Consider the following 13,549-nt stretch of genomic DNA (forward strand, 5'->3'; position numbering starts at 1 on the left):
GCTCTTATTATCCTCACACCAATTATGTGGGGGTGTTATGTACCGTTTTCTATTTTGTAGTTTTACGCTTGTTCTCTTGTATCCAACGGCTATTGATTTGTATTTAGTTGGGTTGCCTCAAATTGCCGCGGACCTAAATGCGTCTGAGGCTCAGCTTCATGCCGCGTTCTCTATTTATCTCGCAGGAATGGCAACCACCATGTTGTTTGCCGGTAAATTTGCCGACAGTGTAGGAAGAAAACCTGTCGCTATTTTCGGTGCGATTGTCTTTGCTACCTCTTCGATGTTCGGCGGTGTTGTGACCAATGCAGAACCATTTCTTCTCGTGCGTTTCTTTCAAGGTGTGGGTGCTGGCTCTTGTTATGTGGTGGCGTTCGCTATCTTGCGAGATGTATTGGATGACCAAAAACGCGCTAAGGTGCTGTCGATGATGAATGGCATTACCTGCATCGTACCAGTGCTTGCGCCTGTGATTGGCCACTTAATCATGACGGTTTACCCGTGGCCGAGCTTGTTCACGACCATGGCGAGCATGGGTGTTGTGGTGTGTTTGTTGTCGGTGCTCGTGCTAAAAGAGACTAAACCTAAGGTTATAGGGTCGGTGTTAGCAAAAGCTTCTTTATCTGAGACATTTCAACCAACTTCAACTGAAACGTTCAAAGACCCGTTGTTTATCAGCCGAGTGATCATGACCAGCCTAGGAGTGACCGCAATTCTCACTTATGTGAATGTCTCTCCACTGTTGATCATGACAGAGCTTGGCTTCGACCGAGGTCAGTATTCTTACACTATGGCGTTAACCGCATTGGTGAGTATGTTGGTGTCATTCTCTGCACCATTTGCTTTGAATGTGTTTAAGCAAAAGAACTTAATGCTGACTTCACAAGTTTGCTTTGTCGTTGCGGCTATCTTGTTGCTCGCATCGATTGATGGTGGGTTAGGGCATTACGTGACGTTGTTGGGCTTTGCTTTTGTGTGCGGCGGCTTCTCATTGGGTTTTGGTGTCGCGATGAGCCAAGCATTGAGCTGTTATTCACAGCGCGCAGGTGTGGCAAGTTCAATACTCGGAGTTTCCCAAGTATGTACTTCAGCACTGTTTATCTGGTTTATGGGCGTTATCGGGTTAAGTGCATTGAATATGTTGGCATTTATATTGGCTGCTGGTGGAGTTATCAGTATTGCTCTAATACTATGGGTAGGTCCTTCCCAAGTTAAAAGTGATTATGAAGAAGCCACTAGCCCGTCTTGATCTGAATTTGTTATTCACTCTGCAATTGCTGTTGCAAGAGCAGAGTGTTTCAAAAGCTGCCAAAAAGCTCAACGTCACGCCTTCAACGGTAAGCAAATCACTGACTAAACTTCGAGACTGGTTCGATGATCCTCTATTTGTGAAAACGCCGAGGGGCTTAACGCCAACACCACTTGCGCTGAGCATGGTGAAAGATCTTCAAGACTGGTTGCAGATTGGTAGTCAAATACTCACTACTCGTGGCGACGACGCCCCAAAGGACTTACGTTTAAATTTAGAAGCCGAATCTCCGTTATCGTTGATCATGTTGAACGAATTGACGCAAAGCGTGTATCAACGTTATCCCAATGCGAAGATCAAAATGCGTAATTGGGACTACGATTCGATAGATTCCATCGTACGTGGCGAATCTGATATTGGATTTTCAGGGCGAGAAAGCCACCCACGTTCGAAAGAATCTCTAGATGCACTGCCATACTTCATTGATTTCGAGGTACTGTTCCACGATTTGCCCGTGGTGTATTTGAGAAAAGACCACCCAGCCTTGCAAGAAGAGTGGAACCTTGAGGCTTTCCTCAAATACCCTCACATCAATATTGTGTGGGAAAAAAGTGAAACATGGGCGTTGGATGAAATTCTCACAGATTTGCAACTCGACCGACATATCGCACTTACGCTAGCGGGTTTTGAGCAGTCTTTGTTTATGGCGGCTCAGTCAAACCACACCATGACTACCGTGGCACCGAATTACTGCCGACGTTACGTTGAACAACTTCATCCTAATCTTACTTGTCTACCTATTCCTCTAGATGAAGAGAACGCCAAAAAGCTGCTGATCCCGTTCACCATGATTTGGCATAAACGCAATGCTTACAACCCAATCGTTCTATGGCTAAAAGACACGCTTAGAGAGCTTTACCAGTTTGAAGGTAAAAGTGTCTAACCTTGTGATGAGATTAAATGTGATTAGATGACCTGAAGGCTTGTACCGTTAATATTGATCGTTGATTGAAATAAGAATTCAGAGTTAGAAGTGAGCCCATCAGATGTTATCTGATGGGCTTTTTATTTTAAATCATACGGATAGGGTCAGAACTTCTCAAATGAATACGGTTATTTCTTAATTGTTGATTCGATAAATAGTGTTAATCTGAACGATTGTTCAAATTAATACTTGAACGATCGTTCTAGTTTGATCTATATTGTTTTCACGCCAACGGAGAACAGTCATATATCACTCCGATTGTGAATCAAATTAGTATAAAGAATCGAAAGGAATAGAACATGAGCAACTTTAAAATTCACTCAGTAGAATCAGCACCTGAGCAAAGCAAACCCATTCTTGAAGGGGCTGTAAAACAGATGGGTCGAGTTCCTGGTCTTTTTGGGGTGATGGCTGAATCACCTAATACTCTCAAAGCTTACACGCAGCTTCATCAAGCATTTAGTGATTCGTCTTTTGATGCTGATGAGTTAACCGTGGTATGGCAAACCATAAATGTTGAGCACGAGTGCCACTACTGTGTGCCTGCGCATACTGGCATTGCACATTCAATGAAGGTTGATCCTGCAATCACCGAAGCACTTCGTAACCGTACTGCACTGCCAACTGAAAAACTGCAAGCATTGCACGACTTCACGTTAAGCATGGTACGTAATCGTGGCAATGTGCCTGAAAGTGAAATGGCAGCATTTTTCGAAGCGGGCTATGGTCAGCAACAGGTATTAGAAGTGATTCTTGGCTTGTCTCAGAAAGTGATCAGCAACTACGTAAACCGCGTTGCCAAAACGCCAGTAGACAAGGTGTTCGAACAGTTTGCTTGGCAAGGTTAATCTGCCTAAATATCAACTTGCTTAGAGGGTAAGTTGCTTGAAGGCTACGCTAATTAGCCTTTGGTTATGGATATAGTGAAAGCCCCGCTCGCTTGAGTGGGGCTTTTTCGTTGGTGTCAGTTCTAATTGAGGAAAGTGAACGATTAATGTGCATGTTTAGCGATGATCATAGCCAGCGTCACTATCCCTTCTTTCCAATCTTTACTCTCTTCAATGTTAGCCACAGTAAAGCGCAAACAGTGCTTGAATTGATCGTGCGTACCAAAAACGGTGCCGGGTAAAATCCCCAACTTATGCTTTAAACAGTCTTGATAGACCGCGTAGCTATCGACCGACTCAGGCAGTGTTATCCAGTTTAAAAAAGAGCCTTCCGGTTTTGACAAGTGGTAGCACCCAACAAGGTGTGGGTAGCTATCCAATGCTTGTATTAACAAGCTTTGAAACTGCTTTTGATTAGTTTGATAGAGTCGTTTCATTTTGGACAGGTGATTGCGGTATTTGCCTGTGGTGAGAAACTGTCCGACCGCCGATTGCATGAGGTTGGAACTGCCCATGTTGTCGCAAAGTAGATATTTTTCGACTTGAGCTTGGTAACGTCCTGAAAGTAACCAACCAATGCGTAGGCGAGAGTCTAAGGTTTTGGATAGCGAGTTGACGTAAATGACTCGATCTTGGTCATCCAGCTCTTTCAAGCTCGCAATCGGTGTGTCAAATGCCAAGCTACCGAACACATCATCTTCGATAATCGGCAAAGATCCGGTTATCTCCAGCAGCGCTTTTCGATTAGCTAAAGGCATTCTTGAGCCTGTCGGGTTGGTAAAGTTTGGCGTTAGCAGTAGCGTTTTTACTTCCCATTTATCCAATGCACTTTGTAGTGAAGGGATGTCGATTCCGTGGCTAATACTACTTGGTATTTCAAGAGCCTGTAACCCAAGTGATTCAAGTAGTAGTAAGTTACCGAAATAACACGGCGACTCAACAGCGACGATGTCACCCGGTTTGGTTAATGCCCGCAGAGCCAAACTGATCGCCTGTTGAGCACCGTGAGTAATCGCAATCTCTTTCGATCCCGCGGGCACGCCTAGATCATGGGTGATCTTTAACAATTGCTTTACTAATTGCTCGTCGCCAGGAGGTAGTTGGTAGTAACCGGGTAACTGAGTTTGCAATCGGCTGTGGCGACCGATCTCGGCGTATAAACTACGAATAGCGGGGTTGTTGATGTTGGGATGTGCAGAACCTGCTAAAAGCTTCAAGCGACCCTTTGGACGAGAGAGCACCGATTTAGTGACAGAGAGTAGGTCGACTTTTTGAGGTTGACTTGGCGTGTCCCAACTTGTTGTATTGGGCGCTTTGACACGATAACCCGACTTGGGGACCGAATAAACCCAGCCTGTAGCCTCCAGTTCTTGATAGGCACGAATCACGGTGTTTTTGCTCACGCCAAGCTGTTCACTGAGTTGGCGGATCGAGGGAAGGCGATCATCTGGGTGAAAGAGCCCTTTATCAATTTGAGCCTTAATATGTTGTTCGGTAGCAAGGTATTTATTGCCGCTGAGTTCTACTTCCACGTTATTCTCCCTCGTTGCTCACTCTCAATCTGTAACCATTTAAAGTGTTATATCTGTATCTTTATTAGTTATCTGTACCCAACTAAGGTAACAGCATTGATGAAGAGTTGACCAGAGGTTTGTAATGCTGATTAAAATGATTCCGTTTGTGTTTGTAATATTGTGGTCGTCAGGTTTTGTTGGCGCACGTCTTGGTGTGGAATATGCTGAACCCGCTACGTTACTTTCACTCAGGATGGCAGCCAATGTGGCGCTGTTCTTGGTTTTGATCGCCATTCTTAAGCGTCGAGTTCCTCGTGGTCGCGCATTCTTCCATGCTTGTGTTGTCGGTATATTGATTCATGGTTTCTACCTTGGTGGCACCTATCTGGCGATTGATATGGGTATGCCTGCAGGGTTGAGTTCTTTACTGGTAGGCTTACAGCCAATTCTTACCGCATTGATTATGATCAGTTGTACTTCACAGCGGTTTAACTTCGCACAATGGCTGGGTTTAGCCCTCGGCTTTGCGGGCATTAGCCTAGTGTTGATGGGAAATATTGAATGGCAATCAGATGATCAAAAGGGCATGGCGACGCTGTTGTGTTTGGTTTCGCTGGTGGGTATCACGGTCGGTACTCTGTACCAAAAGCGTTTCTGCAAAGGGACGGATATGGTCGGTGGCGCGATGGTGCAATATCTTGCTGCAGCTTCGTTGTTTTTACCTTTCGCAATGCGTTACGAAACCATGCAAGTGAACTGGACGGTAGAATTCACGTTAACGCTAATCTGGCTGGTGGTTGTGTTGTCCTGTATCGCAATACTGTTGCTACTGTACATGGTAGAGCATGGAGCATCTTCAAGTGTGGCATCGGTGTTTTATTTAGTACCACCAACGACGGCAATTCAAGCTTGGCTTATCTTCGGTGAATCGTTCGATATCTATGGCGCAATGGGGTTTGCTCTGTCGGCCGCTGCGGTATATTTGGTGGTCAAAAAGCCAGAGCTATTCAAGTCTCGAAGACACGCTGCATTGAATCGCTGAGAATCGCTTAACCGTTAATAGTGAGCAAACATATAGCTGCAGCTATTGGATATAGGCTGAACGAGAAGTGTTAGGCCTAAAACTGACATGATAGATATGAAAAAAGAGCCTGAATATTCAGGCTCTTTTCGTTTGGATCATTTTTTTCGTCTATGAACTAGCGCTGCATCAAGCAAGCGTAAGCCGTTGTAAACGGTGCTTCTTGGTATTGCTTAAGGCCAGTTTCTTTAAACTTCATCATAAGAGGATTGCGCTTTAGGCTCTCTTTGATGTCAGCAGGTGATACAACCGTTACGTCCAGGCCGTCGATCAGTTGAATTGCTGCTTCTAGTTTGAAGCCAAAGCCACCGCCAGCAAATTTGCCTTTTGTTTGGCGTTGACGAATCACAACTTTGTCTACTTGGTAATCTTCCATCAACTTTGCAAAAGAGAATTGAAAGTCTTTCATATTCTGCGTGTCGTTTGCGTCGCTAATCGCAACCTTAGAAACTCGGCAATCAGGGATATTAAATACACCATCTGACAGAGAAAGAAGACAGATGACTGCATCGTTACCTTTGATTTCAACACCACAAATTTTCATGTTCATACCTATTTACTTTTGAGCCGTACATTATGGTGCTATTTCCAATACTTCTCCAGTGTTTGAGCATGTCTAGGGTAAATAAGTGCGATATTTGCTTTCTTCAGATCTTTTTCAAGTTGACGTTTGGTTAAGTATTCGACAGTTGACTCAAGGGTAACGTTTGCTATGCGACTAGATTCACAAACTTTTAGCTAGCTTTTAAATTGATACTGTATATTATGCGCGCGTCCCTATTTACGGTGTGGTTATAAACCCCCTTATGAGTATCAATAACCTCTCAATTAAGAGTGAAATTGTGATTGAAGCGGCGCGCGCAGGCGAACAAGGTCGTGGTTTGGTCGTCAACCTGTCATGAGTAGCGAGAATCGAAATAGATTGATCAAACCGAATTGTCAGAAAAAAATAGCCAAAGAAGAATAAATCAAAAAGCCCGCACTCTATGAGTGCGGGCTTTCTTTTTATATGCGAGCTTTGTTTTTATACGGACTTTTTGTTGAGATACAGGCTTTCATTTTAGACACGCAATGTGCTTTGCCGATCTAGTCAATAAGTCTGGGTTAGCTGCTGCGACCGTCTTTGTATGTGTAACGGTAGTCAACTTTTACATTCGCTTGGTAATGGATGTCGCCACTCATGTTAGTGATTTTTTTCACTTCCATATTCGCGTCATCAATCTTGAACGAATCGTATTTTGTTGTTTGTTGGAACTGTGGTAGTTCTCTAGAAAGCTCAAAAGGTGTCTTTGCGCTTAGCTCATCCATAAGGTTTGTTCCTGCATCGTATGCTTCCGCTTCAGTAACAAATGTATCAGATTTTAGCGTTGTTTCTTGAATCGTTGTTTTGGTTGCTGCAAACGCTGTCGTGCTGAGTACAAGAGTTGATGCAAGTATGATTAATTTTTTCATAGGAGTACCTTACTTTGTTGAAGTACCTGTGTTCCGGTACAGAACTAACATACCAATGAAGTGGTAAGATGAGTGTCAGAGGGAATGCTAAATTTGTTAGTGTTCGGTGAGGAAAATTGAGAAATGTCAGGGCTTGGTTGGAATGATTTTGAGCGATTGTAGATGGCGAAGATTTATGCACAGAGCATAGCAAGCCAGTGACACTGATTTATAACTTCAATACACTGTATGGGTAACCATCGTTCAGAATAAGGTAAAGGTATGGCTAATTGGGAAGGGGTCAGTGAGTTTGTTGCAGTAGCAGAGCGTGAAAGTTTTACAGGTGCAGCGCAGAAGCTTGCTACGTCTGTGGCTCAAATCAGTCGCAGAGTGGCGAATCTTGAAGAGCGCTTAGCTGTGAAACTACTCAATCGAACGACTCGTAAGGTTTCCCTAACAGAAGCAGGCCAACTCTATTATCAGCAATGTAAGTTGTTGGTAGAAGGCTTAGAAATTGCAGAGTTAGCAGTAACCCAGATGCAATCTACACCCAAAGGTTTGCTCAAAGTGACCGCACCTGTGACCTATGGTGAGCGTCAACTAGCTCCAATACTCCATCAATTCTTAAAGCTTCACCCACAGGTAGAACTTGAGTTGATGCTGACTAATCAAAAGCTCGACCTTATCGATTCTGGTGTTGATGTGGCGATTCGCCTTGGCCGATTAGAAGATTCAAGCCTCGTGGCCAAGAAGCTGTCTCAACGACAACTCTATGTATGTGCCAGCCCTGAGTACATTGAACGTTATGGTGAGCCGCATACGCTTTCTGAGTTGAGCAATCATCAATGTTTAGTGGGTGGTTTTGAACATTGGCGTTTCAAAGAGAATAATCGCCCTCGTTCGGTTCGTGTCAACGGGCGCATTAGGTGTAACAGTGGTCTAGCCTTGCTGGATGCAGCGAAGCAGAGCATTGGCTTGGTGCAATTACCAGAGTACTACGTGAGTGAAGACCTTGATTGTGGAGAGTTGGTTGAGGTGCTGTCGGATTACCGAGACGACAAAGAGGGGATCTGGGCGCTTTATCCTCAGAACCGTAACTTGTCTTCAAAGGTTCGCTTATTAGTCGATTTCCTATCTGAGCAACTGGATTAGCTCTATGACGCCAAGCCACCGTAATGAAATCAGTCCAAACGACGTGATACTCAGAGTGTTCGATATACTTGAGCAGCACTATGGCTATTTTGATTGGTGGCAAACGGATGCTCCTTACCAGATAATGCTTGGCGCTATTCTGGTTCAGAACACCAATTGGAAGAATGCAGAGAAGGCGATAGATAACCTTGGAGAAGACTGTAATCCGAAAGCCGTTGCTATGATGGATATTGATGAGCTTGCGCAGAAGATACGTTCCAGTGGTTATTACAATCAAAAAGCCATTAAGTTAAAGGCAGTGACGGAATGGTTTTCGAAGTACCAATACGATATGTCGGTGGTTCGTAAGCAGGACAAAGATCAGCTGCGAAAAGAGTTACTGGAAGTCAAAGGAATCGGCGGTGAAACGGCTGACGCGATTCTGGTGTACGCGATAGGTAAACCTTCTTTTGTGATTGATGCATACGCAAGAAGGATCTTCACTCGCAACGGGCTTGATGTCCCTAAATCGTATGAGAAATTCCGAGCCTTGATGGAAAGTGTGATTCCGTTGGATACACAAAGGTATGCTTACTATCATGGCTTATTGGTAGAGCACGGTCAGCAGTTTTGTAACCCAAAGCCCAAGTGTGAACATTGCCCACTGAATCAAGGTTGCACTAAGGCAGGAGTTTGACCTTGGTTCGACTCAACGAGCTTGCTGTATCAATATATCATTGGAATAAAAAACGGGCTTAAGAATGGTGATTCTGAAGCCCGTTTTTATGTAGTGCGAAAGATTTTATAGTTAAGTAGCGTTTGCTTGTTATTAACTAGACTGAAAATGTATTAAACCGTGAAGCGATCCACCAAGTGGTAAAGCTCATTCGCGCGGCTGTTTAGGTTCTGGCTACCTGTACGGTTTTGATTCGCCAGTGATGCCGATTGTGAGCTTTGATCTGAAATCACGACAATACGTTGTGATATCTCTTGGCCTACAATGTTTTGTTGTTCAGTCGCGGTGGCAATAAGCGAGTTCATGTCCATGATGGTATCAATCGACGCCTGAATTTTGGCCAGTGCTGCAGCAGCGGCATTCGCTTCTTCTACGGTTTGAGCACTTCGATTTTGGCTCGAATCCATGGCCTTTACGGCGGCATCTGAAGCGGCTTTTAGCTGTTGAATCATTTTGTGAATATCGCCCGTACTTTCTTGAGTACGACTTGCCAGTTTACGTACCTCATCCGCTACCACCGCAAATCCACGTCCTTGCTCACCAGCACGTGCGGCTTCAATCGCTGCATTCAGTGCTAACAAGTTGGTTTGCTCTGCAATATCTTGAATGACTGTCAGTGAAGACGAGATGTTTTGTACATCACCTTCAAGTCTAGATACCACAGTGTTCGCTTCTGATACTTCGCTGGCAAGGCCTGCAACCGAGTTTGCAGCCGCATTAACAATCTGTTGAGCTTCTTTGGCGTTGTTTTCCGCTTGTTTGGCTGAGTCTGCTGCTTGGCTTGCATTGCTTGAAATCTCTTGTGCCGTCGTGGTCATCTCGGTCATTGCTGTTGCAACTTGTTCAGTCTCTTCACGCTGACCAGTGGCAATCTCGTCAACCTGTGCGGCGCGAGAAGACATGCTGCTGGTTTCTGATACGACTTGCTGGCCCACATCACTTACGCTACGAATGATGGTTTGCAGGCTAGCAACGAAGGCATTGAAGTTTTCGCTGAGCTTAGTGAACTCTGGTGCTTTGAACGCTTCCATTCGTGCGGTTAAATCGGCTTCACCACTAGCAAAGGCGCTAATCGAACGGTCAAACTGCTCAAGAGGTTGCATGATGGTACGGTTCACTGCAACAGCGAAAACGGCTACCACTAGGGCAATCAATCCGCAGAAAATCGCGATAGCAGTCAAGGAACTTTGTAGCGCGATATTCGAACTTTCTTTCATCTCGGCAATAACAGCGTCGATGTCATCGGTGTAGAAGCCAGTACCAAGCATTAAGTCCCATTGCGGAACAAATACTGAGTAGCTGAGTTTTGGTAACGCGATAGATTGGCCCGGTTTCGGGAAATAGTAAGTCGTAAATTCACCCAATTTTGAGTTCTTGATCAGGTCTCGGATTAGGTAATTACCTTGTTTGTCTTGAAGGTCATAGTAGTTTTTACCAATACCATCGTTACTTTGCCCAACCACAACTCGGACACCTTTAGAGTCATAGCCAAAAATATAGCCTGATTCGCCATATTCTAGGGTTCTCAATGTTGGTAAAGCCTCTTCTAGCGTTGCCCCTTTATCTAAAAATGGGCTGATCGAAGAGTAGGCCATTTGCAGGTACGCTTTGAGTTCCTTTTCTTTCATCGCCATCATATTGCTACGCGTCGATTCTACTTGCTGTGCGGTTAGCTCGGTGCTCTTCATATACGTCACGCTCATCATGCCAATTGCCATTAGTAGCAAAGGAATGAAAGAGAGAATATAAAGGCGGTTTTTGATGGTTAGGGTCATTTCACGCTTCCTGTGTGATTTTCTCATACAATTTTCAACACATTATTAATGTGGTTTCAAAATGTAAATGGGCTTGTTGTCTAATTGTTACTCTAGAGTGTTTTTGTTTGATAAATATGATGATGGTTAAGTTTTTCAAGTGAGAAGCCTTGCAATTAGAGGCTTAAGAGCGAAAAAGCGAGTTTGTATCGATGCTTTTGAATTCGACGCTGCTTTGGTAGAATGCGGCCCTTTGTAGCACCTTGCTATGTTTATTCGTTAAGTGAGAAATATTCATGAACAAAAGCCATGTGATTATTGGTTTAACTAACCCAAAGAGCCCGACGAATGTTGGCGCTGTTATGCGCGCGGCTGGTTGTTACCAAGTCGACGAAGTTAAATACACAGGGCAACGCTACGAAAAAGCCGCTAAATTCCACACTGATACGAAGAGCGCAGCGCGCACGATCCCGCTTACAGCCGCGGAGTCATTTTTAGATAATCTTGACGCGGAAACTCAGATTGTGTGTGTAGAACTAGCAGAAGGTGCGACACCACTGCCTCGTTTTAAACACCCTGAAAACGCTATCTATATCTTTGGCCCTGAAGATGGCTCAATTTCTCAAGATGTTGCGGATAGAGCTGATCACGTTGTGTATGTGCCAACGGTAGGCTGTATGAATCTAGCTGCGACGGTCAACGTGCTACTTTATGATCGCCTTGCTAAATCGGATGAAATGGACGAGAGCAACGAGCTGATTAAGAAAAGCCGTGATAATCGTAATCACTTATTAGTAAAAGAAAAGTAATTCTCCGCTTCTAGTGTTATCTATCCCTCATGCAATCGGATATTATCTGAGTTCACCACCAGATAATTGAAGGGTTAGATAACACCATGGAAGACAAGCAATTACTTGCCGCGCTACAACAAAATCCTGTCCTCGATTTATACCAGTTATTCCAAGAAGTCGGTCAAAACCACTCTTTATATGCTTTATTAGAGCGATTATCTTCCCTTAAAGAACAGCATCAATTAAATACTCGTCTTAGCCCTTTCAAACCTCACATTGAAGGATTATTGGCTCAATTCGATAGCACCACGTCTGATAGTGAAATCCTCGAATCGGTCGCAATCCAATCTGAGATTCAGCAACGAGGCCACAGCATGAGCCGTTACATCATGACATCAGATAATCACCGCCATTTTTCCCCAAATGCAGACCTAGTGATGTTTGGTGATTCGATCACTGAATGGGCCCCGTGGGCGGATATTTTCCGTGATATCTCAATGGTCAATCGTGGCCTAGCAGGTGATACCACAACAGGCATGTTGCGCCGCATTGATACCACGTTGAATGTGAAACCAAAGCTGGTATGTTTTATGGCAGGGATAAACGATTTAGCTCAGGGTTATGATGTCGAACATATCTACCAGAACTACATTGATATGCTTAGGGTGTGGCAAGAAAAGGATATTCGCATATTGGTGCAATCAACGCTTTATGTTGGCTCTAAACTGCAAGGTTTGAATTCGTCGGTTGAACTGCTCAATAGCAAGATAAGCGAGTACTGTTCTCAGCAAGGTATTGCGTTCTTAGATGTGAATTCAGTTTTGTCGCCTAATCAGATTCTGTCGAATGAATACTCGTGTGATGACCTGCATTTGAATGCTAAAGCTTATCAAGTTTGGGCTGAGGTACTTCAACCTGCGATAGCTGAGTTACTAAAATGGACTCACGCAAAAAGCTAGCTAGACCGATAAACAGCTTAGCTAATATAAGAAAATCCAACCCCTAGATTTGTTTCGTGAACCATAAGGACATCAATGTGAACCTAAGACAGTTGGAAGTCTTTTACGCCATCATGCAAACTGGCACCGTATCTGGAGCCGCACGTAATCTGCATGTGTCACAACCTAACGTGACGCGTATTCTGGCGCACACAGAGCAACAACTCGGTTTTGGTTTATTTGAAAGAGTTAAAGGGCGTTTAGTACCAACGGTTGAAGCGAAAACTTTGTTACCGGAAGCGGAAAAGGTCTATCAGCAATTGGGGCAGTTCCGTTCTTTGACCAATAAAGTGAAGCAAGGGCATCAACACTTGCGCATTGGTGCGCCACCGATTCTGGCGACTAAATTGCTGACTCCGGTGATAGCCCAAATGTCTCGCGAACAAGAGCTCTCTTTTGAGTTGCTGACTGCCAATCGCGATGAACTGTGTGCTGGGTTGTTAAAGCATGAGCTTGATATTGCTATCGCGTTTGGCGATGAAGCGCCGCCGGCTATATTAAGTGAAATGCTCTTAACCGAGTCACTCAAGGTTTTGGTTCCATCCAATACGGTTGAGCAGTTACCGGCAGAATTAACGCTAGATGATCTGATCAATTATCCGTTGCCAATCATCGGGCTCGATAGCCGCGATCCATTAGGTCTGCTGTTACATCAAAGCCTTATTGCGCGAGATGAGCATTATCATCATCCAATATCTGTGCGTGGATATAGTGCGGCTGCTGAATTAGTTAAATATCAAGCTGGGTTTGCGATTGTGGATCCTTGGACGGCAGAGCAGTATCAAAATGAAGATTCGGTTTGTGTGTTGCCACTTCAACCAGATATCCAATTCTCGGTATCGATGCTTTGCGCAGAGCACACCCCTCAGTCGATTTCCGTTAAACAATTTATCGCTTCATTGAATAGCCATACTCACCCTATAACTTAAGGTTATAGGCACGAGATAAATAGGTATTCGGCAGCTACCAATTTCTTAATTAAAGTAAATCCA

The 13,549-nt window shown here is 44.3% G+C and carries 13 protein-coding genes; 9 read left to right on the forward strand and 4 right to left on the reverse strand.

Features of this window, described 5'->3' with window-relative positions:
• Positions 1 to 37 precede the first annotated feature (37 nt).
• The 3 genes from AACW75_RS13440 (at position 38) to AACW75_RS13450 (ending at position 3,082) form a co-directional block, all read left to right on the forward strand.
• On the forward strand, positions 38 to 1,249 hold the full coding sequence (locus tag AACW75_RS13440; protein WP_145571879.1) for an MFS transporter: 1,212 nt from the start codon (positions 38 to 40) through the stop codon (positions 1,247 to 1,249).
• Complete coding sequence (yidZ, locus tag AACW75_RS13445) at positions 1,224 to 2,192, forward strand: HTH-type transcriptional regulator YidZ (protein ID WP_145562944.1); 969 nt, start codon at positions 1,224 to 1,226, stop codon at positions 2,190 to 2,192. Before AACW75_RS13440 ends, yidZ begins: the two co-directional genes overlap by 26 nt.
• A gap of 341 nt (positions 2,193 to 2,533) precedes the next feature.
• On the forward strand, positions 2,534 to 3,082 hold the full coding sequence (locus AACW75_RS13450) for a carboxymuconolactone decarboxylase family protein (protein ID WP_017076508.1): 549 nt from the start codon (positions 2,534 to 2,536) through the stop codon (positions 3,080 to 3,082).
• Between the two features lie 143 nt (positions 3,083 to 3,225).
• On the opposite strand, the gene AACW75_RS13455 is transcribed toward AACW75_RS13450, so the two are convergent.
• Entirely contained in the window at positions 3,226 to 4,653 is a 1,428-nt protein-coding gene (locus tag AACW75_RS13455) for an aminotransferase-like domain-containing protein (protein ID WP_017076507.1), read from the reverse strand.
• 124 nt (positions 4,654 to 4,777) lie between these two features.
• Here AACW75_RS13455 and AACW75_RS13460 point away from each other — a divergent pair, with 124 nt between their 5' ends.
• A complete protein-coding gene (locus tag AACW75_RS13460; protein WP_145571877.1) occupies positions 4,778 to 5,677 on the forward strand; it encodes a DMT family transporter in 900 nt (299 codons plus the stop codon).
• Positions 5,678 to 5,834: 157 nt separating this feature from the next.
• On the opposite strand, the gene AACW75_RS13465 is transcribed toward AACW75_RS13460, so the two are convergent.
• Both AACW75_RS13465 and AACW75_RS13470 read right to left on the reverse strand, forming a co-directional pair.
• Positions 5,835 to 6,260, reverse strand: a complete 426-nt coding sequence (locus tag AACW75_RS13465; RefSeq protein ID WP_010432976.1) for a DUF3010 family protein — start codon at positions 6,258 to 6,260, stop codon at positions 5,835 to 5,837.
• Between the two features lie 560 nt (positions 6,261 to 6,820).
• Complete coding sequence (locus AACW75_RS13470; protein ID WP_017076504.1) at positions 6,821 to 7,168, reverse strand: DUF3316 domain-containing protein; 348 nt, start codon at positions 7,166 to 7,168, stop codon at positions 6,821 to 6,823.
• A gap of 261 nt (positions 7,169 to 7,429) precedes the next feature.
• Between AACW75_RS13470 and AACW75_RS13475 the strand changes: the two genes are divergently transcribed.
• Together AACW75_RS13475 and AACW75_RS13480 are read left to right on the forward strand one after the other, a co-directional pair.
• A complete protein-coding gene (locus AACW75_RS13475) occupies positions 7,430 to 8,299 on the forward strand; it encodes a LysR family transcriptional regulator (protein ID WP_017076503.1) in 870 nt (289 codons plus the stop codon).
• 4 nt (positions 8,300 to 8,303) lie between these two features.
• On the forward strand, positions 8,304 to 8,975 hold the full coding sequence (locus AACW75_RS13480; protein WP_145571875.1) for an endonuclease III domain-containing protein: 672 nt from the start codon (positions 8,304 to 8,306) through the stop codon (positions 8,973 to 8,975).
• Between the two features lie 152 nt (positions 8,976 to 9,127).
• Here the strand turns inward: AACW75_RS13480 and AACW75_RS13485 are convergent, their stop codons facing one another.
• A complete protein-coding gene (locus AACW75_RS13485; protein WP_145571873.1) occupies positions 9,128 to 10,789 on the reverse strand; it encodes a methyl-accepting chemotaxis protein in 1,662 nt (553 codons plus the stop codon).
• A 275-nt stretch (positions 10,790 to 11,064) separates the two neighbouring features.
• On the opposite strand from AACW75_RS13485, the gene AACW75_RS13490 reads away from it, so the two are divergent.
• The 3 genes from AACW75_RS13490 (at position 11,065) to AACW75_RS13500 (ending at position 13,486) form a co-directional block, all read left to right on the forward strand.
• Entirely contained in the window at positions 11,065 to 11,577 is a 513-nt protein-coding gene (locus AACW75_RS13490) for an RNA methyltransferase (RefSeq protein ID WP_102450444.1), read from the forward strand.
• An 86-nt stretch (positions 11,578 to 11,663) separates the two neighbouring features.
• Positions 11,664 to 12,518 (forward strand): SGNH/GDSL hydrolase family protein, encoded by an 855-nt coding sequence (locus AACW75_RS13495; protein ID WP_145571871.1) that lies wholly within the window; start codon positions 11,664 to 11,666, stop codon positions 12,516 to 12,518.
• Positions 12,519 to 12,595: 77 nt separating this feature from the next.
• Positions 12,596 to 13,486 (forward strand): LysR family transcriptional regulator, encoded by an 891-nt coding sequence (locus tag AACW75_RS13500; RefSeq protein WP_145571869.1) that lies wholly within the window; start codon positions 12,596 to 12,598, stop codon positions 13,484 to 13,486.
• The last annotated feature ends 63 nt before the right edge of the window (positions 13,487 to 13,549 follow it).

Source organism: Vibrio sp. L3-7 (assembly GCF_963898195.1).
Classification (GTDB): domain Bacteria; phylum Pseudomonadota; class Gammaproteobacteria; order Enterobacterales; family Vibrionaceae; genus Vibrio; species Vibrio echinoideorum.